This is a genomic window from Streptomyces sp. NPDC001532, from assembly GCF_040298625.1.
Taxonomy (GTDB): Bacteria; Actinomycetota; Actinomycetes; order Streptomycetales; family Streptomycetaceae; genus Streptomyces.
The window spans coordinates 14,217-36,653 of the sequence record NZ_JBEPAL010000068.1; the positions used below are offsets into that span (position 1 = coordinate 14,217).

A 22,437-nucleotide genomic window follows, 5' to 3' on the forward strand; every position below is an offset into this window, starting at 1 on the left:
CGCCGCACCCGGCCCGGCGGACGTCACGCCGCCATCGCCAGCCGCTCCGCCTCGGCGACCGCCTCCTGCAGGGTGTCCACCACCGGCACCCCGACCGACTCCAGGCTGCCACGGCTGTGCGACCCGCCGGTGTACAGCACGGCCTGCGCTCCCACGTGCCGCGCGGCGATCGCGTCGTCCGCCGCGTCGCCGATCACCACCGTGCGGGAGGGGTTCACCCCGGCGAGCGCGGCGAGGTGGCGCACCATGTGCTCGGCCTTGCTGCCCCCGGAGGGCCCGGTGCGGCCGTCGACGCGTAGGAAGTGCGCCTCGATGCCGAAGCCGCGCACCAGCGGCACCAGGTCGTCGTGGCCGTACATGCTCAGGATCGACTGGCTGCGTCCCGCCGTCCGCCATCCGGTCAGCAGTTCCACGGCGCCCTCGGCGAGCGAGCACCGCACGCGGTGCTCGGTGTAGTGCCGGTGGAAGGTCGCGTCCATGACCTCCCACTCCGCGTCCGTCGGCAGCCGCCCCATCAGCCGCTCGTAGAACTTCGGCACCGGCACGCAGTACAGCGCCCGGTACTGCTCCAGCGTGATCGGCCGCAGTCCCAGCTCGGCGAACGCCGCGTTCGTCGCCCCGATGATCGCGTCGTTGTCGTGGAACAGCGTCCCGTTCCAGTCCCAGACGATGTGCGCGGCTTCCAGCTTCCCCATGCCGAAAACCGTACCGGTCCGCACCGACATCCGAGAGAAGCGCAGGTGGGAGGGGTGGGCTATTGAGGGCCTCGGGAGGGGGCGGCCTCGGAGGGCGGCGGGCTCAGTCGGTGGGGCCGACCAGGTTCGGGATCTCCTGCGTCGCGAACCACAGCAGCTCGTGGTCCTCGGCCCCGTCCACCACGAACTGCGCGTCGTCGTCCCCGTCGTCCGCCGCCTTCAGCGCCTGCGCGGCGGCGGTCACGTCGGCCTCCGCGTCGTCGGCGTCGACGTGCACGGACGCCGCCTTGGCGAGCGGTACCGCCCCGGCGACCCGCACCTCGCCGAGCGCCGCCGGGTCGAGCCCGCGGTCGGGGTCCGCCACGGCCGACCCGTCGGGTACGTCGACGGCGACCACGACCCGCCGGCGCGGCGCCCGGGCGTCCGCGGCGAGCAGCCGCAGCGAGGCGAGCGCGGCCCGGTTCAGCGCCGCGTACTCCAGCTCCTCGATGTCGTCGGAGAGGTACCACTCGCGCAGCGCGGGCGTGACGGCGTAGGCGACGAGCGGCCCGGCCCCGAGCTCTCCCGTGCTGTACGCCTCGGCGAGACCGGGGAGGGTCAGGGGGACGTAGACGCGCATGGCTGGCCGCTTTCGTGGTCGGAGGGCTGCCCCGCAAGGCCGGGAAGCGCCTTCAGGATACGTGCGGGCGTCCCCTTTCGGGTCCCCGCCCGCGCTCTTCGAGCCGTCCACCCGAGGCCCGCGAATTCACCCGCGACACCTCGCCGACCTGGGCTTCCGCGCCTTCCAGCCACCCGGATAGGTGAACCTGCCGGTCGCCCGCTCCGGGCCTCCGCTCTCCTTGCCGCCGCCCGCCCGGCCCCCGTACAAGATCACCACCAGCAAGTTACTGCCCGGTATCCAGGCCGGGCCCAGCGAACGGGGACCCATGAACAAGGTCATGACCAGGACCCAGCACCACCCCGCCGCCCACCCCGGCAGCCGCCCGCCGACCCGGCACGACTCCCGCCGGGACACCCGCCGCCCGGGCGGCACGCCACCGCGGGCCTGGCGCCCGGACCCACCGCGCACCCCCCAGCCCGGCACCGGCCCGGCAGCCTCCGTCACGGCCTCCACGGCCTCCACGGCCACCCGCCCCGGGACCCCGGAACCCGCCCTGAGGGTCCCGCGGCAGGCCCCCCGCCGGCCCGTCCCGCAGCCCCGCCCGACCGACCTCTTCGCCGACCGCCTCCTGCTGGTCCTGACCGGCCGGCGCCCCGTCCACTCGATGCTCCGGCACACCGCGGGACGGGCCTACGACGACCTCGTCCGGCTCGCCGAGACCGGACCCTTGCGTTCCGCCGGCGCCGGCCCCGTCGTCCGCGACGTCGGCTACGACTTCCCCCGCCCCGGCGTCGTCGAGGCCTTCGCCCGGATCGCCACCGGCGACCGCGTGCGCGCCATGGCCTTCCGCCTGGAACGCGGCCGGGACCACCGCTGGCGCTGCACGGCGGTCGAGCTGGACGGCCCCAGGCAGCCCCGCACGGACGACGACTGGACGACGACTGACCGGCACGGCTGACGAACACGTCTGACCGGTACGCCGACGGGTGGGCACGCCGAAGGGCCGGGTCCCCGAGGGAACCCGGCCCTTCATGCGTCACGCTGGTGCCGCCACGATCACGCCGCCGCGGCTACGGCCCCGTCAGGGCCGTCTCGGCGTCACTTCTTGCGGCGCCGCCCGCCCTTGGCCTGCTTGCGGCGCTCCGCGCGGGTGAGGCCGTCCGCGGAGGAGCGCACCGCGTCGTCCTCGGCGAAGTCGCCCTCGATGGTGCCGCCCTCGCCGTCCACGGTCGGCGCGGTGAAGTGCAGGTTCCGCCGCTGCGGGGCCTCCAGGCCCTTGGCACGGATCTCCGGACGCGAGGCGCTCGCCTGGGCCGGCACGGCGTCCTGCTTCTCCAGGGTCGGCTGGGCCTCCACCGGGACCTCCTCGACCTGCTGCTCGACCTGGACCTCCAGGTTGAACAGGTAGCCGACGGACTCCTCCTTGATGCCCTCCATCATGGCGGTGAACATGTCGAAGCCCTCGCGCTGGTACTCGACCAGCGGGTCCTTCTGCGCCATCGCGCGCAGGCCGATGCCCTCCTGGAGGTAGTCCATCTCGTAGAGGTGCTCGCGCCACTTGCGGTCCAGGACCGACAGCACGACCCGGCGCTCCAGCTCACGCATGATCTCGGAGCCGAGCTGCGTCTCACGCGCCTCGTACTGCTCGTGGATGTCGTCCTTGATGGACTCGGCGATGAACTCGGCGGTCAGGCCGGCGCGGTCGCCGGCCGCCTCCTCCAGCTCCTCGATGGTGACCTTCACCGGGTAGAGCTGCTTGAAGGCGCCCCACAGCCGGTCCAGGTCCCACTCCTCGGCGAAGCCCTCGGCGGTCTCCGCGGCGACGTACGCGTCGATGGTGTCGTTCATGAAGTGCTGGATCTGCTCGTGCAGGTCCTCGCCCTCCAGGACGCGGCGGCGCTCGCCGTAGATGACCTCGCGCTGGCGGTTCAGGACCTCGTCGTACTTCAGGACGTTCTTGCGGGTCTCGAAGTTCTGGGTCTCGACCTGCGACTGGGCGGAGGCGATCGCGCGGGTGACCATCTTGTTCTCGATCGGCACGTCGTCCGGCACGTTCGCCATGGACATCACGCGCTCGACCATCTGCGCCTTGAACAGCCGCATGAGGTCGTCACCGAGGGAGAGGTAGAACCGGGACTCGCCGGGGTCGCCCTGACGGCCGGAACGACCGCGCAGCTGGTTGTCGATCCGGCGCGACTCGTGCCGCTCGGTGCCGAGCACGTAGAGGCCGCCGAGCCTCTCGACCTCGTCCTTCTCGGCCTTGACCGCCTCGGCCGCGCGCTCCAGCGCGGCGGGCAGGGCCGCGGCCCACTCCTCGATGTGCTCCTCGGGGTCGAGGCCGCGCTGGCGCAGCTCGGCCTCGGCGAGGTCCTCGGGGTTGCCGCCGAGCTTGATGTCCGTACCACGGCCGGCCATGTTGGTGGCGACGGTGACGGCGCCCTTGCGGCCGGCCTGGGCGACGATCTGCGCCTCACGGTCGTGCTGCTTGGCGTTGAGCACCTCGTGCTGGACGCCGCGCTTGCTGAGCTGCTGCGAGAGGTACTCCGACTTCTCGACGGAGGTCGTGCCGACCAGGATCGGCTGGCCCTTCTCGTGCTTCTCGGCGATGTCGTCGACGACCGCGGCGAACTTCGCGACCTCGGTGCGGTAGATCAGGTCCGACTGGTCCTTGCGGACCATCGGCTTGTTGGTCGGGATCGGGACCACGCCGAGCTTGTAGATCTGGTGGAACTCGGCGGCCTCGGTCATCGCCGTACCGGTCATGCCGGAGAGCTTGTTGTAGAGGCGGAAGAAGTTCTGGAGGGTGATCGTGGCGAGCGTCTGGTTCTCGTCCTTGATCGGCACCCCTTCCTTCGCCTCGATCGCCTGGTGCATGCCCTCGTTGTAGCGGCGGCCGGCGAGGATACGGCCGGTGTGCTCGTCGACGATCATGACTTCGCCGTCGATGACGACGTAGTCCTTGTCCTTCTTGAAGAGTTCCTTGGCCTTGATGGCGTTGTTCAGGTAGCCGACCAGGGGGGTGTTCACCGACTCGTACAGGTTGTCGATGCCCAGCCAGTCCTCGACCTTGCTGACGCCGGACTCGTGGATGGCGACCGTGCGCTTCTTCTCGTCGACGTCGTAGTCGCCGGTCTCCTCGATGCCCTTGAGCGGCTGACCGGCCTCACCGCGCTTGAGGCGGGTGACCAGCTTGGCGAAGTCGCCGTACCACTTGGTGGCCTGGTCGGCCGGACCGGAGATGATCAGCGGCGTACGGGCCTCGTCGATGAGGATCGAGTCGACCTCGTCGACGATGGCGAAGTTGTGGCCGCGCTGGACGAGTTCGTCCTTCGACCAGGCCATGTTGTCGCGCAGGTAGTCGAAGCCGAACTCGTTGTTCGTGCCGTAGGTGATGTCGCACGCGTACTGCTCGCGACGCTGGGCCGGCGTCATGTTGGCCAGGATGCAGCCGACGGACAGGCCCAGGAACTTGTGGACGCGGCCCATCATCTCGGAGTCGCGCTCGGCCAGGTAGTCGTTGACCGTGATGAGGTGGACGCCGTCGCCGGACAGGGCGTTCAGATACGCGGGCAGGGTGCCGACCAGGGTCTTGCCCTCACCAGTCTTCATCTCGGCCACGTAGCCGAGGTGGAGCGCGGCGCCGCCCATCATCTGCACGTCGTAGTGCCGCTGGCCGAGGACGCGCTTGGCGGCCTCGCGCACGGTGGCGAAGGCCTCCGGGAGCAGGTCGTCGAGGCTCTCCCCATCGGCGTACCGCTGCTTGTACTCATCGGTGAGGGCCCGCAGCTCGGCGTCGGAGAGGTCGACGAAGTCCTCTTCGATGGAGTTGACCTGGTCCGCGATGCGGTGCAGCTTGCGCAGGATCTTGCCTTCGCCTGCACGCATGATCTTCGAGAGGACGGACACGGGGGTTGGTCTCCTTGCCGGTCGGGCCTGGGACGGTCGGTTTCCTTTGACGTACTGAGCAACGGCCATCGTATGCGAGGACCCGGCCACGCCGGGAGGCCTGCCGTGACGACGACAGCCGCGCCGACACATCGGCCGCGCGTCAGCCGCCTTCACAGGAGACAACGGCCGGGAGTCGCGGATGGTGCCGTACCGCTCCGACGAAGTGCACGATTCGTGATCATCCCCTCACGCGAAAGGGGATGGCACGCCCGCCGCTCCCCGAGCAGAATCGGCCGATGGACCCCGTCGAGATCCCCACCGCCCGCCTCCTGCTGCGCCCGGTCGGCCCGGACGACACGGACGCCGTGCACGAGGCCTGCCAGGACCCCGCCATCCAGCGCTGGACCACCATCCCGTCGCCCTACCTCCCCGAACACGCCCGCACCTTCGTGGAGCAGCAGGTGCCCGACGGCTGGACCACTTCCTCGATGTTCACCTTCGGCGCTTTCCTCCCGGACGGTTCGCTCGCCGGGATGCTCGGCGTCACCATGCGCTCCCTGGGCACCGCCGAACTGGGCTTCTGGGCGACCGAGCGGCACCGCGGCAACGGCTACATCACCGAGGCCACCGGCGCCGTCTGCCACTGGTCCTTCACGCACATCCCGGTCGACCGCCTGGAATGGCGTGCGGAGGTCGGCAACACCGCCTCCCGCGCGGTGGCCCTGCGGGCCGGCTTCGTCATGGAGGGCACCCTCCGGGCCGCCCTGAACAACAACGGCGTCCGCCGGGACTGCTGGCTGGCGTCCCTCCTGCCCTCGGACCTCGCCCTGCCGTCCACGTCCCCCTACCTCCCCGCGCGGCCGCGCGCCGAGGCGTGATGGATCCGGCCACCCGGTTTCCCCGCGCGGGCCCCACTGTCAGTCCCACCGCCTATCGTTCGACGACATGACGACCCCGCGCCCCACGACCACTCTCACCGCGGACGAAGCCCGCCGCATCGCCCTGCGAGCCCAGGGTCTCCTCGGCTCACCCGACCGCCGCGCCGGAGTCCGCGGCGTCCTCCGGCACCTCGGCGCGGTGCAACTCGACACCATCTCCGTCCTGGCCCGCTCGCACGAGCTCGTCCCGTACGCCCGCCTCGGCGCCGTGGGCCGCGGCACGGTCGAGAACGCCTACTGGAAGGACACCCACGCCTTCGAGTACTGGTCCCACGCCGCCTGCATCCTCCCCATCGAGGAGTGGCCCCACTTCGCCTTCCGCCGCCGCGCCTACCGCGACCGCCCGCAGTGGCACCACGACCTCCCGGACGGCGTCTACGACCAGGTCATCAAGCAGCTCCGTACCGAAGGGCCGCTCACGGCCACCGAGTTGGGCGGTGCGAAGAAGACCAGCGAGTGGTGGGACTGGTCCGGCACCAAGGTCGCCGTCGAACGCGCGCTGATGTACGGCGAGGTGGTGTGCGTGGAGCGCCGCGGCTGGAAGCGTGTCTACGACCTCGCGGAGCGCGCCGTCCCGGACACCCTGCTGCACGACGACCTGGACGACGCGGAGTGCCTGCGCCGTCTGGTCCGCCTGGCCGGCGAGGCCCTGGGCGTCGGCACCCGCGCGGACATCGCCGACTACCACCGGCTGAAGGGTGAGCAGGTCGCCGCGGTGATCGCCGACTCCGGTCTGGTGCCGGTCACGGTCGAGGGCTGGTCCAAGCCTGCCTGGGCGGACCCCGAGGCGCTGCGGACACCCCCGCGCGGCCGCCATCGCACCACGCTGCTGTCCCCGTTCGACTCCCTGATCTGGGAGCGCGCCCGGACCGAGCGCATCTTCGGCTTCACCCACCGCCTGGAGGCGTACGTCCCCAAGCCGAAGCGGGTGCACGGCTATTTCGCGATGCCGGTCCTGGCCGGCGGCCGGCTGGTCGGCCGCGTCGACCCGGCCCGCGAGGGCCGCACCCTGGTCGCCAAGCAGGTGACCCTGGACGGCCCGAAGGCGGTCCCGGCCGTGGCCCAGGCCCTGCTGGAAGCGGCGAGCTGGGTGGACTGCACCGACGTGCGGGTGGAGCGGGTGGACGCCCCGCAGCTGCACGCCGCGCTCACCGGAGAACTGGCCCGAGCCCTGTCCTGAGCCCTGCCCTGAGCCCTGCCCCGAGGCCGCTCTCAGCGGATCTCGAGGATCTTCTCCCGCATCGCGTACACCACGGCCTCCATCCTGGAGTGCAGTTGCAGCTTCTCCAGGATGTTGCGGACGTGGTTCTTGACGGTGTTCTCGGAGATGAACAACTCCTTGGCGATGTCCCGGTTGTTCATCCCGGTCGCCACGAGCTTGAGCACTTCCAGCTCCCGGTCGGTGAGCCGCGGCGCGGGCACCAGCCGCCGCTCGTCCGTCCGCTGGATCATCGACTTGAACTCGGTGAGCAGCTTCGACGCCATCGAGGGACTGATCTGCGACTGCCCGTCGGCCACCGCCCGGATCGCGGTGGCCACCTCGTCGGTCGAGATCTCCTTGAGGAGGTATCCCGTCGCCCCCGCCTTGATGGCGTCGTAGAGATCGGCTTCCTCATCGCTGATGGTCAGCATGATGATCTTCGCGCTGGGTGCCACCTCCTTGATGGAGGTGCACGCCTCGATCCCGCCCCGCTTGGGCATCCGTACGTCCATCAGGACGATGTCGGGCAGCAGGTCCGCAGCCTTCTCCACCGCCTCGGCACCGTCGCCCGCCTCGCCGACGACCTGGATGTCCTCCTCGGCCGCGAGCACGATCTCCAGGCCACGGCGGAAGAGGGCGTGGTCGTCCACCACCAGGACGCGGATCGGCTCCTCGCGTGAAGAGCCCTCGTCCGGGCCCCTGCCGACCGAGCCGCCGTCGCCCCTGTCGGCGCCCCCGGCCTGCATCGGTCCGAAGCTGTCCGCCATCGTTCCTCCCCCTGAAGGCTTGGCCTGTGGTCCTGTGCCATCGCCAACCCAAGGCAACGGCCCACCGGTTGGGCCGTTGCGGCCATGATTTCATGCCCGGACGACGCCGAGGTGACGAAGCGGTGCGCCAACCGGTCGCACGTCGGTGCCCCTGGGGGCGCACACACGCTCCAGGGGCACCGGATCAGCTGTCGTCCGGGAAGGTCAGCCGCCCAGCGAACCGCCTGCCTCCGGCGAGGGCGGCTCGGTGATCATCGTGTCCGTCCGGAGATGGATCACGCCGTAGTCGTAGGCGTGCCGCCGGTAGACGACACTCGGTTCCTTGGTCTCGGAGTCGACGAACAGGTAGAAGTCGTGCCCGACCAGCTCCATCTCGTAGAGGGCCTGGTCGAGGGTCATCGGGGCGGCGGCGTGCGTCTTCTCGCGGACGACGAGGGGGCCTTCGCCCTGCACCTCGAGCGAGCCGACCTTCTTGGTGGGCACGCCTTCGGGCTCGTCGGCCCCGAGGTGGCCGTTGCCGTTGAGCGTGGCCGCGCCCGGAACGTGTTGAGGGACCTCGGCTGCGGTGAGCCGGCGGACCCCGCGGCGCGTGTGCCGCTTGTCGTGCTGCCTGCGCAGCCGGGCGTCCAGCTTGTCGGCGGCCAGGTCGAGTGCCGCGTACGGATCGCTGGCCGCTGCCTCAGCCCTGATCACGGGACCGCGGGAGCGGAGCGTGATCTCCACCCGGTCGCAGCGGTCGGCCTGTCGGGGGTTGGGCTCCTTGGACACCTCGACGTCGAGGCTGATCACCTTGCCATCGAGCTTCTGGATCTTCTCCAGATTCAGCTTCTCGGCCACGTGCTTGCGGAACCGCTCGGGCACCTCGGTCTTGCGGCCCTTGACGACGATGTCCACGCAGAACTCCGTTCCCGGATCGCTCCGTTCACCGACGGAGCATCTCCCTTGTGCACCAGGTCCCGGTGAGCCCCGGAACCTCGGACTCGGTGACGTCCACCTCCTCCTCCCCCATGGGCGAGATCTGCACCCCAGCCGGCCGGGTGATTGCGGAAAACCCGCGGCTCGGCATTCGGATATGAGAGGTGTGGCCTGCGGCTTTCCCTCACAACCGAACATATCTCGCTCGGACGGATGTCGTCACCCTCTACTGCGGCGTACCTCCATTCAGGTGAATTGACCCTCTCACTACCTGCAACGATGTAAGTTCGCAGTCAGTTCCGGTTTATTTCGAAAGAATCTGGCATCGCGGCGATCACCGCTGCGCAGATCACGTCACCGGACCCGTTCCGTCCCGCCATTCCCGGGGCGGTCCACTTCCGGTCCCCGCTCCCTTCCATTGCTCCAGCCGTCCGTTGTTCCCCAGTCCTTTCCCGACTTCCTCCGCGGTACACAACCGACGCGTGGTCTCCGGGTGCCACGACTCCCGCCTGCCCATGCCCGCCCGCTGCCGCCGACTCCGCGGGCACCGCCTCCCGCGCCGCCTGCCGCACCGCGCGCGCCGCCTCGGCCAGCGAGGCGCCGGTCGTCATCAGGTCGTCCACCAGCACCACCGGACCACCGCCGAGCAGCGCCGCGCCACCGGGCGCCACCGCCAGCGCGCCGGCGAGGTTGCCCAGCCGCTGCCGGGAGTTGAGCCCGGACTGGTCGACGACCGCCCGCCGCTGCCGCAGCACGGCGAGCACCCGGGCCGGCGTCCCCGTCCGCCGCAGCTCGCCCGCCGCCGCCAGCGCGATCCGCCGCGCCGGATCATGCCCCCGCGCCCGCACCGCGCCGCGCCCCGACGGGACCGGCACCAGCAGCACCGGCGCCCCGGCGGCCCGCGATCTCACCCCACCGGCCGACACCCCGCCGGCCCTGCCTCCCCGCGCCTCTCGCAGCCCCGCCCGCACAGCCCCCGCCAGAGCCGCGCCGAGCGGCCCGGAGAGCGCCAGCGCGCCTCTCTCCTTGTGGGCGAGCAGCACGGCCCGCACCGCGTCCCCGTACCGTGCCGCCGCGTGCACGGCCGGCAGCCCTGGCGGCTCCGGCACCGGACGCACCCGGCACGGCGCGGCCCCGCTCAGAGCCGTACGGCACTCCGGGCAGAGCACCGCACGAGGCCTGCCGCAGCCGCCGCACTCGGCCGGCAGCACCAGGTCGGTGAGGTCCTGCCACCACCCCCGCATGCGGACCACTGTGCCGACCCCCGCGCCGGCCGGCCACCCCTGTGGAAAACGCCCTGTGGAGAACCACGCGCCCCGGCCGGAAGCCCTCACCCACCCGGGTGAACGGCACCGCCCGCGGCCCACCGCGGGCCGGCCCCGAGTCCCGCGCCGCGCCTCCGCACCCCGCGCCTCCGCACCCCGCGCCTCCGAGCCCGCGCTCCACGCCGCAGCGCCGCAGCGCCACCGCGCTTCCGCGCCTCAGCCCGGATAGACCGGCGCCGACCCTTCCTTGACCACCGTCTGCCACTGCGCTCCCGTGGGCAGCCGCACGATCCCGTCGTCCGAGTAGGCCACCAGCGGCACCCGGTCGTCCTCGGACGCGGCGATCTCCTTCACCCCGGTCAGGGCGTCCGGCGCGGGCCCCTTCGGCGTGGAGCCGTCGACCTGGGCGTACCGCATCTGCAGCACACCGCCCTCGGCGCGCCCGACCACCACGAGCCGGCTGTCACCGCTCCACGACATCGTGGTGACCTCCTCCAGCTCGGGGGCGGCGTTGCGCAGCTCCCGTACCGTGACCGCCGACCGCTCGCCGACCTTCTCGTCGAGATCGATCCGGCCGACGAGCAGGGACTGCTCGCCGTCCTTCTCCACGATCAGCGCGATCCGCACGCCGTCGGCGGCCACCCGCACCGCCTTGACGCGCCCGTCCAGCCCCGGCGCCGCCACCTCCAGCGGCTCGCCCTTGCCCTCCTGGAGCAGCAGCAGCCGCGGATTCTCGGGGTCGCGGTCGGCCACCCACAGGCCGCCCTGTCCGTCCCAGCTCGGCGTGGTCAGCCGGTCGTCCTCGGTGGGGCCGGCGCTGCGCAGCACCGGGTCGCCGAGCGCGGCACCGGCCTCCAGGGTCCCGACGTACAGCTCCTTGCCGTCCAGGCCCACCCCGGCGGCGCTGCGCTCGTCCCGCGACACGGCCACCGACCGCAGCGTCCTCGTGCCCTCGCCCAGCGGGCCCGGCACCGGTTCCGCTCCGGCGGTCCTGCTGTCGCTGCGTATCCGCACGGTCCGGTGGTCGCCGTCGAGGAAGTACAGGTATTCGGGGCTCCGCGCGGGTCCTCGCGCGGCGACCGCCTGGGCGGCGTCCGCGTCGAGCGCGCACAGCCGGGCGCCGTCCGCCTGGAGCTCGACCTCGTCGATCGCCGGGGTGAGGTCCTGGAGGGTGAACAGCAGCTGGGCGGCCATCTCGTTGCACTTGGCGAGCCCGACGCGGGAGGCCTTGTCGTTCAACGGCACGGTCAGCTTGTTGTGCTCGTCGGGCGTCAGCGTGTCGACGCCCTTCTTCAGTTGCGTACCGGTCGGGAAGCTGGAGCGGACCGCGAGATCGAGCCAGCGCGTCGGCCCGGCGAGGAGCGACTGCACCACCTGCGTCGTCGGATCCACCCGCTGGCGCAGGTAGACGGGGTCGGCGACCGCGGCGAGCTGCGCCGACGCGCCACCGCCCGGGGTGTTCGACGCCAGGTAGTACTTGTTGACGGACATGTAGTTGCGCTGGAAGTCCGACCGGCCGAGGATGATGCCCTCCGGCAGCCGGTCGATGCGCCACTGCCCGCTCTTCTTCTCCTTCTTCAGCAGGACCTGCTGGCTGTAGGAACCGCTCGCGGGCGCGTAGGACTGCTCCGCGTCCACGGTGGCGACCTTGCTGCCGGTCAGCAGGAACGAGAAGGTGTCGCTGTGCTCCTTGTTGGCCGCCCAGTCGACGTCGATGGCGGGCGCGTTGGCGAGCACGGTCGTGGACAGCTTCGGCTTCCACGCCTTCTCCGCCGCGTCGGTCAGATACTGCCTCGCCGTCTCGAAGTTCGGATCGTCGCTGGTCAGGGCCTCCAGGAAGCCCTGCACGATCTGCGGCGGCTGAGCACCCTCCGACGGCGGTACGGCGAACACCCGCACCTGGGTGTCCTGCCGCGGCGTGGATTCGACGTCGCGCAGATCCCCGTGGTCCGGCATCGAGGCGCACCCCGACAGCAGGACGACCCCGCAGGCGATGCAGGCCACCGCGCGCGCCGGACCACGCCGGGCGCCCCCCTCGCGGTCAGAGCCCACGAAATGCCTCCCCTTGCTCGTTCTACTCATCGGGCTCCGCGTCCGACGCGCGTCCCGGAGCCCGGCCGGACGCCGTCTCCTCCGCCCGTCGCGCTCCTCCCGCCGGCCGCGCCACCACGCGCGCACCGTTGCCGGGCAGCGCCGCCGGGTCGGCCGTCGGCGCCACCGGGGCCAGCTGCGAGGCGATCGCGTCCAGCGGCCGCACGGGCCCGCCGACAGCCGTCTGCGCGGGCACGGTGGCGCTCTTCTCGCCCCCGCGCGGCAGACCGGCGTCGTCGAGTCCGCGGTTGCGCCGCGAGTCCTTGGGCTCCAGCGGTATCGGCGAGCCCCGCAGCGGCTCGTCCGCGGTCCGCGGCAGCGTCAGCCGGAACTGCGAGCCACCGCCCGGCTCGCCCCACGCCTGGAGCCAGCCGCCGTGCAGCCGGGCGTCCTCCAGGGCGATGGACAGGCCGAGGCCCGTACCGCCCGTGGTGCGGGCGCGCGCCGGGTCGGCCCGCCAGAAGCGGTTGAAGACCCGGGTCGCCTCGCCCGGCTTGAGCCCGACGCCGTAGTCGCGCACCGCGACCGCGACCGCCCCGCCCGCCGAGGCGAGCTTGACGACGACGTCCTTGCCGTCACCGTGCTCGACGGCGTTGACGACCAGGTTGCGCAGCACCCGCTCCACCCGCCGGGCGTCCGCCTCGGCGACGACGGGCTGCTGGTCGCCCACGATCCGTATCCGGCTGCCCTTGCGCTCGGCCAGCGGCTCCGCCCCGCCGACGACCCGCCGCACGACCTCCCTGAGGTCTATCGGCTCGGCCTCCAGCGCCGCCGCGCCCGCGTCGAACCGGCTGATCTCCAGCAGGTCCGCGAGCAGCGACTCGAAGCGGTCCAGCTGGTCGGCGAGGAGTTCCGCCGACCGCGCGGTGACCGGGTCGAAGTCCACCCGCGCCTCGTGGATGACATCGGCGGCCATCCGCACGGTCGTCAGCGGGGTGCGCAGCTCATGGGAGACGTCCGAGACGAACCGCCGCTGCATCCGCGACAGGTCCTCCAGCTGCTGGATCTTCAGCTGAAGGTTCTGCGCCATCTTGTTGAAGGCCTCGCCGAGCCGTGCGATGTCGTCCTCGCCGGTGACCTTCATCCGCTCCTGGAGCCGCCCCGCCGACAGCCGCTCGGCGATCCCGGCGGCCATCCGCACGGGCGTGACGACCTGGCGCACCACCAGCCAGGCGATCGCACCGAGCAGGACGACGACGAACAGCCCCGCCGTCGCCAGCGTGCCCCGCACCAGGCTCAGCGACTTCTCCTCCTGCGTCAGCGGGAAGAGGTAGTACAGCTGGTACGGGTCGCCGTTCGGGTCGTTGACCTGCTTGCCGATGACCAGCGCGGGCTGGGAGTCCTTGCCGGGGCCGTAGACGATGCGGGTGTACTTCTGCACGGCGCTCGTGCTGCTGCCGACCCGCGAGCGCAGGTCCTCGGGCACGCTCTGCATGGGGTTCACGCCGCCTGAGGCGCGCGGTCCGCGCCCGCCGCCGGCGTCGTCACCGGCGGGCAGCGTCACGACGTCGAAGGCGCCCTGGCCGCCGCTGGACAGCGACGAGACCAGTTCGCTCATCCACTGGATGACGTTCTGCGAGGACTGCCCGTCCACCGCGTCCGGATCGGCGGCGGCCCCGGTGGCCGCCTCCTCGGCGCGCTGCTTGGCCACGGCGAACCCACCGGTGGCCTGGCTCTGCGCGGCGTTCACCTTGGCGTCGAGCAGACCGTTGCGCACCTGCCCGATGACGACGAAGCCCAGCAGCAGCACCACGCCCAGCGACATCAGCAGCGTGGTGGCGACGACCTTGAGCTGGATGTTGCGCCGCCACAGCCGCATCACCGGCAGCAACGGACGACGCACCCAGCGCATGAACAACCTCAGGACCGGGCTGCCCTGGACTCCGCCCTGGAGCAGCCCGCCCCCGAGAAACCTTCCCCAGCGGGAGCCCGCCGCCTTCCGGCCGACAGGCCGCCCCGCGCGGGTCCCGGACCGGCCGGGCGCCGAAGCGGCACTGTCCTTGGACATGTCAGCTCGGCCCGGCCTTGTAACCGACACCCCGGACGGTCACCACGATCTCCGGCCGCTCCGGGTCCTTCTCGACCTTGGAGCGCAGCCGCTGCACATGGACGTTGACCAGCCGCGTGTCCGCAGCGTGCCGGTAGCCCCACACCTGCTCCAGCAGGACCTCGCGGGTGAACACCTGCCACGGCTTGCGCGCCAGCGCCACCAGCAGGTCGAACTCCAGCGGCGTCAGCGCGATCGACTGCCCGTCCCGCTTCACGGAGTGCCCGGCCACGTCGATGACCAGGTCACCGATGGCGAGCTGCTCCGGCGCAGGCTCCTCCGACCTCCGCAGCCGCGCCCGGATACGGGCCACCAGCTCCTTCGGCTTGAACGGCTTCACGATGTAGTCGTCGGCACCCGATTCCAGGCCCACGACGACATCGACGGTGTCGCTCTTCGCCGTGAGCATCACGATCGGCACCCCGGACTCCGCCCTGATCAGGCGGCAGACCTCGATGCCGTCCCGACCGGGCAGCATCAGGTCCAGCAGCACCAGATCGGGCTTCGCCTCCCGGAAAGCGGCCAGCGCCTTGTCGCCGTCGGCTACGAAAGACGGCTCAAAACCTTCACCACGCAGCACGATGCCGAGCATCTCGGCCAGTGCCGTGTCGTCGTCGACGACAAGGACTCGTCCCTTCATAAACGACATCATCCCATTCTCATAACGGTGGCGAAGATCCAGGTGAGGCAGCTCACTGACCAGTGACGATAGTCGTACGGGACCGTCACTGTCTGCCCTCGCCGACCGCCACCGCGGTCCGGACGCCGAGAATCCGGGTCACCGCCCCGCAGCCGGAGGCGGCCCGACCACGCACCGCCCCCGTCCGCCTACCCTGCGCACACCCGCCGGGCCGGGAGACATCCGTTCACGGCCGAAGGTCGCCGCGCCCCTTCCGGCACAGCTCCGCCAGCGCCTCCCGCGTCACCGGTGACACCACGCCCTCCTCGGTGACGATCGCCGTCACCAGCTCGGGCGGCGTCACATCGAACGCCGGGTTGTACGCCTGCGTCCCCAACGGCGCCACCGGTATCCCACCGCCCGCTCCCGACACCTGCACCTGCGGCGCGGTCACCTCGGTCACCTCGTACCCCGGGCGCTGCTCCACCTCGATGGACGCCCCGTCCGGAGTCTCCGGGTCCACCGTCGTCACCGGCGCCACCACGATGAACGGCACATGGTGATACCGCGCCAGCACCGCCAGCGGATAGCTCCCCACCTTGTTCGCCACCGAGCCGTCCGCCGCGATGCGATCGGCCCCGATCAGCACCGCGTCCACCTCCCCGGCCGCGAACAGCGACCCCGCCGCGTTGTCGGTGAGCAGCGTGTACGCCATCCCGCTGCGCGCCGCCTCGTACGCCGTCAGCCGGGCGCCCTGCAGCAGCGGACGCGTCTCGTCCACCCACAGCCGCCTCAGCCGCCCCTGCCGGTGCGCGGCGAGCGCCACCGCGAACGCCGTGCCCTCCCCGCCCGACACCAGCGACCCGGTGTTGCAGTGCGTGAGGACGCGGTGCCCGCCGCCGGGCAGCAGCTCGTCCAGCAGCGTCAGCCCGTGCTCCGCCATCCGGGCACTGGCCTCGGCGTCCTCCCGGTGCAGCTGCCGCGCCGCCGCCAGCGCCGCCGCGGCGGCCGCCTCCACGTCGCCTCCGGCGGCCAGGGCCGCGTGGTACGCGTCCCGCGCCCGGCGCACCCCCACGGCGAGGTTCACCGCGGTCGGGCGCGCGCCCGCGAGCGCCTGCGCCGCTTCCTCCACGTCGAACCCGCGCACCGCGGCGAGCGCGACACCGTACGCCCCGGCGATCCCGAGCACCGGCGCGCCACGCACGGCCAGCGACCGGATCGCCTCCACCAGCGCGGGGGCGTCCGTGCAGACCAGTTCGACCTCCTCGCTCGGCAGCCGTGTCTGGTCCAGTAGCACCAGCACGGGACCCTCGGGTGGCTCCTCCCAGCGGAGCACGGGTACCTCGGTCGGCCGCTTGTCCTCGACGGATTGCGCCTGCTGATCAGCCATGCGGTCAGTCTGCCCGTTATCCGGCGGACAATTGAAGGTGTGCAGCCCCTACCGCGGCCGGTCCCCCGCCGAGCCCCCCATGGCACGATGTTGGCCAACCTGCCGCCGCGACCGCGGACGGGCACCGTGAAGGAGCGACGATGAACGACACTCCGGGCTGGGCCTCGCCCGGATCCGCCCCGTCCGACGGGCACGAGCCCGGCACGCCCGCCCCCGACGAGCCGGCCGACCGGCCGAGCCCCGAGCCCGCGCAGCAGCCGCCCGCGCAGCCGCGGAACCCCGGCGCGCAGTGGTCGAAGGAGCAGCCGCCACCCGCCCAGTGGTCCGCGCCCACCGGCCCGCCCGCCCCGGGCCAGACCCCGCCGCCCCCTCCGCCCGGCCCGGGGGGCTGGGGAACCCCGCCCCCCGGCGGTCCCGGCAACTGGCAGGGCGGCCCCGGCGCCGGTCACGGCAACTGGCAGGGTCCCGGCGCCCCCGGCGGCTGGCAGGGCCCCGGCGGCCCCGCAGGCGGCGGCCACGGCGGCTGGGGCACCCCCTGGGGCGGCCCGCCGCCCGCCGCCAAGCCCGGCGTCATCCCGCTCCGCCCGCTCGGCGTGGGCGAGATCCTCGACGGCGCCGTCTCCACCATGCGCACCTACTGGCGCACGGTCCTCGGCATCTCGCTCACCGTCGCGGTCGTCACCGAGATCATCGTGATCCTGCTCCAGGGCCTGGTCCTCGACGACTTCGCCGACACCGACGCCCTCGGCGACCCCAGCGCCACCCTCGACGAACTCACCCGGGCCATGGGCGACGCCATGCTCAGCTCCGGCGTCCTCTTCGTCATCTCCCTGGTGGGCACCGTCGCCGCCACCGCCCTGCTCACGACCGTCACCAGCCGCGCGGTGCTCGGCAAGCCGGTCACCACCGGCGAGGCCTGGCGGGACGCCGCCCCGCGCGTGGTGAAGCTGTTCGGCCTGATCCTCCTGCTGCTGGTCATCGCCGTCGGCATCGCCCTCGCCGGCGCGCTCCCCGGCATCCTCGTGACCGCCACGGGCGGCGGTGACGGCGGCGCGGCACTCGCCGTCTTCGGCAGCCTCGCCGGCGCCGTCGTCGCCATCTGGCTGATGATCCGCTTCTCCCTGGCCTCCCCGGCGCTGATGCTGGAGAAGCAGAGCATCGTCCAGGCGATGAAGCGCTCCACCAAGCTGGTGCGCGGCTCCTGGTGGCGGGTCTTCGGCATCCAGCTGCTCGCCACGATCATCGCGAACATCGTCGCCGCGATCGTCGTCATCCCGTTCACGTTCCTCGCCGCCGCGCTCAGCGGCGACGGCGTCAGCGGCTTCGTCAACGGCACCGGCGACTTCGGCTGGACGTTCCTCATCGTCAGCGGCATCGGCTCGGTGCTCGGGTCGATGATCACGTTCCCGATCACCGCCGGCGTCACCGTGCTCCTCTACATCGACCAGCGCATCCGCCGCGAGGCCCTCGACCTCGAACTGGCCCGCGCCGCCGGTGTCCAGGACTACGGTCCCGCCGCCCCCGGCACCCCGGGGAGCTGATGCGGTGAGCCTGGCGGGGGCAGTTCTCACAGCGGCGCCGGCCCTCCCCCGCGCCGCCGAATCCGCCGTAGGGATTTGGTCGCACAGCGGCACCCAGGCCTTACGGCCACCGCACCACGGCCAGTCCGTGCTGTCACTCCTGCGCTCCGGCGACGAACCACCGGTGACCCTCCCGCGCGACCCCGCGCGGGAGGCGGCGCGCCGCGAGCTGTCCAAGAGCATGTACCACGAGGACGATCCCGGCCTCTTCCAGCGGGCCCTGAACGCCTTCTGGGACTGGGTGGACGACCTCTTCGACGCCGCCTCGTCCGCCGCCCCCGGCGGCACCGTGGGCCTCGTCGTCGTCATCCTCGCCGTGCTCGCCGTCGTCGGGGCCCTGTGGTGGCGCCTGGGCACCCCGCACCGCCCGCCCACCACCTCCGCGGCCCTTTTCGACGACCGCCCCCGCAGCGCGGCCGAACACCGCGCCACCGCCGAGGCGCACGCCGCCCAGGGCCACTGGAACCAGGCCGTCCAGGAACGCATGCGCGCCATCGTCCGCTCCCTGGAGGAACGCACCCTCCTCGACGCCCGCCCCGGCCGCACCGCCGACGAGGCCGCCGCCGAGGCCGGCCGCGCACTGCCCTCCCACACCGACGGACTCCGCGCCGCCGCCCGCGACTTCGACGACGTGACATACGGCGGCCGCACCGCCACCCAGCAGGCGTACCAGCGCATCGCCGCCCTCGACCGCGACCTGGAACGCACCAAGCCCGAGCTCACCGGCAACAGCGACCACAGCACGCCCCACAGCACCAGCCAGGGGGCCGCCGGATGACCACCGAGACCACGGCCACGCTCCCGGCGCCCACCTCGGTCTCCCCGACCGCCCGCCACCTGTGGACCCGCACGCGAGGCATCGCCCTCGCCCTCGTCCTGCTCCTGGCGGCCGCCGTGACGATCGCCGTCATCCGCTCCGACACCCGGCACGGCAACCTCGACCCCCGCTCCGCCGACCCGCAGGGCAGCCGCGCCGTCGCCGAACTCCTCGCCGACCGCGGCGTGTCCACCCGCGTGGTCACCACCCTGGCCGACGCCCGCGCCGCACTCGCCCCGGACACCACCCTCCTGGTCGCCGTCCCCGACCTGCTGACGGCGAGCCAGCAGGACCAGCTGCACGGCGCCGCCGCCGACTCCGGCGGACGCACCGTCCTCGTCGCGGCCGGCGGCGCCTCCGTCGAACGACTCGCCCCCGGCGTCAGCGCCGACCCCGCCACCAGCCAGCAGTCGACGCTCTCCCCCGACTGCGCACTCCCCGCCGCCCGCCGCGCCGGCCCCGCCGACACCGGCGGCATCCGCTACACCACGACCCGCCCCGACGCCGACAGGTGCTACCCCAGCGAGCGCCTGGCCACCCTGATCCGTGTCCCGCACACCCCCGGCGACGGCGAGGGCGAGGGCGACACCATCGTCCTCGGCGCGCCCGACATCCTCCTCAACGAACGCCTCGACGAGCAGGGCAACGCCTCGCTCGCCCTCCAACTCCTCGGCTCCCGCCCCCATCTGGTCTGGTACCTCCCCTCGCTCTCCGACGCCTCCGCCGCCGGCCCGGACGGCGAGAAAGGCTTCTTCGACCTGCTCCCCTCGGGCTGGCTCTGGGGGACCCTGCAACTCTTCATCGCCGCGGCCCTGGCCGCCCTGTGGCGGGCACGCCGGCTCGGCCCCCTGGTGCCCGAACAACTCCCCGTGGCGATCCGCGCCTCCGAAACCGTCGAAGGCCGCGCCCGCCTCTACCGCAAGGCGAACGCCCGCGACCGCGCGGCCGCCGCTCTTCGCTCCACCACCCGCACGCGCCTCGCCCCCCTCGTAGGCATCCCCGTCACCCGGGCACACACGCCCGAAGCCCTGCTCCCCGCACTGTCCGCGCACCTCCACGGCGACGGACAGTCCCTGCACTCCCTGCTCTACGGCCCGCCGCCCAGCGACGACGCGGCCCTCATCGCAGTCGCCGACCAACTCGACGCCCTCGAAAGAGAGGTACGCCGTCCATGATGGACCCGACCACTGACAACGCCGGGCGGACCGGCGACCCGGGCCACGCCCGAGCCGCCCTGGAAGCCCTGCGCGCCGAGATCGCCAAGGCCGTGGTCGGCCAGGACCCCGCCGTGACCGGACTCGTCGTCGCCCTCCTGTGCCGCGGGCACGTCCTGCTCGAAGGAGTCCCCGGCGTCGCCAAGACGCTGCTCGTGCGCGCCCTCGCCTCCGCACTGGAACTCGACACCAAGCGCGTCCAGTTCACCCCCGACCTGATGCCGAGCGACGTCACCGGCTCCCTCGTCTACGACACCCGCACCGCCGAGTTCTCCTTCCAGCCCGGCCCGGTCTTCACCAACCTCCTGCTGGCCGACGAGATCAACCGCACGCCCCCGAAGACCCAGTCGTCCCTCCTGGAGGCCATGGAGGAACGCCAGGTCACGGTCGACGGCACCCCCCGCCCGCTCCCCGAGCCGTTCCTGGTCGCCGCGACCCAGAACCCGGTCGAGTACGAAGGCACCTACCCCCTCCCCGAGGCCCAGCTCGACCGCTTCCTCCTCAAGCTGACGATCCCGCTCCCGTCCCGCCAGGACGAGATCGACGTCCTCACCCGACACGCCGAGGGCTTCGACCCGCGCGACCTCCGCGCCGCCGGCGTCCGCCCGGTGGCCGGCCCCGCCGACCTCGAAGCCGCCCGCGCGGCCGTCGCCAAGACCACCGTCTCCCCCGAGATCACCGCCTACGTGGTCGACATCTGCCGCGCCACCCGCGAGTCGCCGTCCCTCACCCTCGGCGTGTCCCCGCGCGGCGCCACCGCCCTCCTCGCGACCGCCCGCGCCTGGGCCTGGCTGACCGGCCGCGACTACGTCATCCCCGACGACGTGAAGGCCTTGGCCCTCCCCACCCTCCGCCACCGCGTGCAGCTCCGCCCGGAGGCCGAGATGGAAGGCGTGACGGCCGACTCCGTCATCAACTCGATCCTCGCCCACGTCCCCGTCCCCCGCTGATGGCCCTCACCGGACGCGCCGCCCTCATCGCGGCCCTCGGCTCCCTCCCGGTCGGCATCTGGGCACCCGGCTGGACCGGCATCCTCGCCGTGAACGCCCCCCTGGCCCTCGCCTGCGCCTGCGACTACGCCCTCGCGGCCCCCGTACGCCGCCTGCGCCTGTCCCGCTCCGGCGCCGCCTCCACCCGCCTCGGCGACACCGCCGACGTCACCCTCACGGTCACCAACCCCTCCGGCCGCCCCCTGCGAGCCGATCTGAGGGACGCCTGGCCGCCGAGCAGCTGGCAGCCGGGCACCGAGGTGGCGGCCTCCCGCCACCACCTGACCGTCCCCGCCGGCGAACGCCGACGCCTCACCACCCGCCTACGCCCCACCCGCCGCGGCGACCGCCAGGCGGACCGCGTCACCATCCGCTCATACGGCCCACTGGGCCTCTACGCCCGCCAGGGCACCCACAAGGCCCCCTGGACCGTCCGCGTGCTGCCGCCCTTCACCAGCCGCAAGCACCTCCCGTCGAAGCTCGCCCGCCTCCGGGAACTCGACGGCCGCACCAGCGTCCTCACCCGAGGCGAGGGCACCGAGTTCGACAGCCTCCGCGAGTACGTGCCCGGCGACGACACCCGCTCCATCGACTGGCGAGCCACGGCCCGCCACTCCTCCGTCGCCGTCCGCACCTGGCGCCCGGAGCGCGACCGCCACATCCTGCTGGTCCTGGACACCGGCCGCACCTCCGCGGGCCGCGTGGGCGACGCCCCGCGCCTCGACGCCTCCATGGACGCGGCACTCCTGCTCGCCGCCCTCGCCTCCCGCGCCGGCGACCGCGTAGACCTCCTCGCCTACGACCGCCGCGTTCGGGCTCTTGTTCAGGGCCGCACAGCGAAAGACGTCCTCCCGGCCCTCGTCGACACGATGGCGACCCTGGAACCCGAGCTCGTGGAGACGGACGCCCGGGGCCTCACCGCCACCGCGCTCCGCACCGCGCCTCGCCGTTCCCTGATCGTCCTGATGACCACACTCGACGCGGCCCCGATGGAAGAAGGCCTGCTCCCTCTCCTGCCGCAATTGACCCAACGCCACACGGTCCTGGTCGCCTCGGCGGCCGACCCGCACATCGCCGGCATGGCCAAGGCCCGCGGCAACACGGAAGCCGTCTACGACGCCGCTGCCGCCGCCCAGGCCCAGACCGAACGCGACCGCACCGCCGAACAACTACGCCGCCACGGAGTCACCGTCGTCGACGCAACGCCCGATCACCTGGCACCAGCATTGGCGGACGCCTACCTGGCCCTGAAAACAGCCGGCCGCCTGTAGCGCGAACAGGGCTCTCCCACCGGAAGAGCCCACGCACCCTATAAAAGCCTCCTGAAACGCAGAAAACCCCCGCATCTTTCGATGCGGGGGTTTTCCCTAAAATTTGTTCGGCGGCGTCCTACTCTCCCACAGGGTCCCCCCTGCAGTAC

The 22,437-nt window shown here is 72.5% G+C and carries 18 protein-coding genes; 8 read left to right on the forward strand and 10 right to left on the reverse strand.

Features of this window, described 5'->3' with window-relative positions:
* Positions 1-23: 23 nt before the first annotated feature.
* Entirely contained in the window at positions 24-695 is a 672-nt protein-coding gene (locus tag ABT232_RS36535) for an HAD family hydrolase (RefSeq protein WP_351848602.1), read from the reverse strand.
* A gap of 103 nt (positions 696-798) precedes the next feature.
* Complete coding sequence (locus ABT232_RS36540; protein ID WP_351848605.1) at positions 799-1,314, reverse strand: DUF6912 family protein; 516 nt, start codon at positions 1,312-1,314, stop codon at positions 799-801.
* 307 nt (positions 1,315-1,621) lie between these two features.
* Between ABT232_RS36540 and ABT232_RS36545 the strand changes: the two genes are divergently transcribed.
* Positions 1,622-2,254, forward strand: a complete 633-nt coding sequence (locus ABT232_RS36545; RefSeq protein WP_351848607.1) for an Rv3235 family protein — start codon at positions 1,622-1,624, stop codon at positions 2,252-2,254.
* A gap of 140 nt (positions 2,255-2,394) precedes the next feature.
* Here the strand turns inward: ABT232_RS36545 and secA are convergent, their stop codons facing one another.
* Positions 2,395-5,202, reverse strand: a complete 2,808-nt coding sequence (secA, locus tag ABT232_RS36550) for a preprotein translocase subunit SecA (protein WP_351848609.1) — start codon at positions 5,200-5,202, stop codon at positions 2,395-2,397.
* A 278-nt stretch (positions 5,203-5,480) separates the two neighbouring features.
* On the opposite strand from secA, the gene ABT232_RS36555 reads away from it, so the two are divergent.
* The gene (locus ABT232_RS36555) at positions 5,481-6,062 is read left to right on the forward strand and encodes a GNAT family N-acetyltransferase (protein ID WP_351848612.1); all 582 of its coding nucleotides are present in this window, start codon (positions 5,481-5,483) and stop codon (positions 6,060-6,062) included.
* A 67-nt stretch (positions 6,063-6,129) separates the two neighbouring features.
* On the forward strand, positions 6,130-7,302 hold the full coding sequence (locus ABT232_RS36560; RefSeq protein ID WP_351848615.1) for a winged helix-turn-helix domain-containing protein: 1,173 nt from the start codon (positions 6,130-6,132) through the stop codon (positions 7,300-7,302).
* A gap of 32 nt (positions 7,303-7,334) precedes the next feature.
* Here ABT232_RS36560 and ABT232_RS36565 read toward each other — a convergent pair whose 3' ends face one another.
* The 7 genes from ABT232_RS36565 to mtnA form a co-directional block, all read right to left on the reverse strand.
* Positions 7,335-8,090 carry a response regulator gene (locus tag ABT232_RS36565; protein ID WP_351848617.1) on the reverse strand — a complete coding sequence of 252 codons (756 nt, stop codon included), beginning with the start codon at positions 8,088-8,090 and terminating at the stop codon, positions 7,335-7,337.
* 204 nt (positions 8,091-8,294) lie between these two features.
* The gene (gene hpf, locus ABT232_RS36570) at positions 8,295-8,984 is read right to left on the reverse strand and encodes a ribosome hibernation-promoting factor, HPF/YfiA family (RefSeq protein ID WP_351848619.1); all 690 of its coding nucleotides are present in this window, start codon (positions 8,982-8,984) and stop codon (positions 8,295-8,297) included.
* 314 nt (positions 8,985-9,298) lie between these two features.
* Positions 9,299-10,249, reverse strand: a complete 951-nt coding sequence (locus tag ABT232_RS36575) for a ComF family protein (RefSeq protein ID WP_351848622.1) — start codon at positions 10,247-10,249, stop codon at positions 9,299-9,301.
* A 237-nt stretch (positions 10,250-10,486) separates the two neighbouring features.
* Complete coding sequence (locus ABT232_RS36580) at positions 10,487-12,322, reverse strand: LpqB family beta-propeller domain-containing protein (RefSeq protein WP_351848624.1); 1,836 nt, start codon at positions 12,320-12,322, stop codon at positions 10,487-10,489.
* A 22-nt stretch (positions 12,323-12,344) separates the two neighbouring features.
* Positions 12,345-14,369: an MtrAB system histidine kinase MtrB gene (gene mtrB, locus ABT232_RS36585; RefSeq protein ID WP_351848626.1), complete on the reverse strand. Its 2,025-nt coding sequence runs from the start codon at positions 14,367-14,369 to the stop codon at positions 12,345-12,347.
* Between the two features lies 1 nt (position 14,370).
* Positions 14,371-15,060, reverse strand: coding sequence for a two-component system response regulator MtrA (mtrA, locus tag ABT232_RS36590; RefSeq protein WP_187283109.1), 690 nt, complete (start codon positions 15,058-15,060; stop codon positions 14,371-14,373).
* A gap of 214 nt (positions 15,061-15,274) precedes the next feature.
* Positions 15,275-16,417, reverse strand: a complete 1,143-nt coding sequence (gene mtnA, locus ABT232_RS36595) for an S-methyl-5-thioribose-1-phosphate isomerase (RefSeq protein ID WP_351848628.1) — start codon at positions 16,415-16,417, stop codon at positions 15,275-15,277.
* A gap of 140 nt (positions 16,418-16,557) precedes the next feature.
* On the opposite strand from mtnA, the gene ABT232_RS36600 reads away from it, so the two are divergent.
* Genes ABT232_RS36600 through ABT232_RS36620 form a run of 5 tightly spaced genes read left to right on the forward strand, consistent with a single transcriptional unit; the run spans position 16,558 to position 22,288 of the window.
* Positions 16,558-17,958 (forward strand): glycerophosphoryl diester phosphodiesterase membrane domain-containing protein, encoded by a 1,401-nt coding sequence (locus ABT232_RS36600; RefSeq protein ID WP_351848630.1) that lies wholly within the window; start codon positions 16,558-16,560, stop codon positions 17,956-17,958.
* A gap of 4 nt (positions 17,959-17,962) precedes the next feature.
* Complete coding sequence (locus ABT232_RS36605) at positions 17,963-18,775, forward strand: DUF4129 domain-containing protein (RefSeq protein ID WP_450872069.1); 813 nt, start codon at positions 17,963-17,965, stop codon at positions 18,773-18,775.
* Positions 18,772-19,989: a DUF4350 domain-containing protein gene (locus ABT232_RS36610; protein WP_351848636.1), complete on the forward strand. Its 1,218-nt coding sequence runs from the start codon at positions 18,772-18,774 to the stop codon at positions 19,987-19,989. Before ABT232_RS36605 ends, ABT232_RS36610 begins: the two co-directional genes overlap by 4 nt.
* Positions 19,989-20,978: an AAA family ATPase gene (locus ABT232_RS36615; RefSeq protein ID WP_351848645.1), complete on the forward strand. Its 990-nt coding sequence runs from the start codon at positions 19,989-19,991 to the stop codon at positions 20,976-20,978. Before ABT232_RS36610 ends, ABT232_RS36615 begins: the two co-directional genes overlap by 1 nt.
* Positions 20,978-22,288: a DUF58 domain-containing protein gene (locus ABT232_RS36620; RefSeq protein ID WP_351848639.1), complete on the forward strand. Its 1,311-nt coding sequence runs from the start codon at positions 20,978-20,980 to the stop codon at positions 22,286-22,288. Before ABT232_RS36615 ends, ABT232_RS36620 begins: the two co-directional genes overlap by 1 nt.
* Positions 22,289-22,437: the final 149 nt, after the last annotated feature.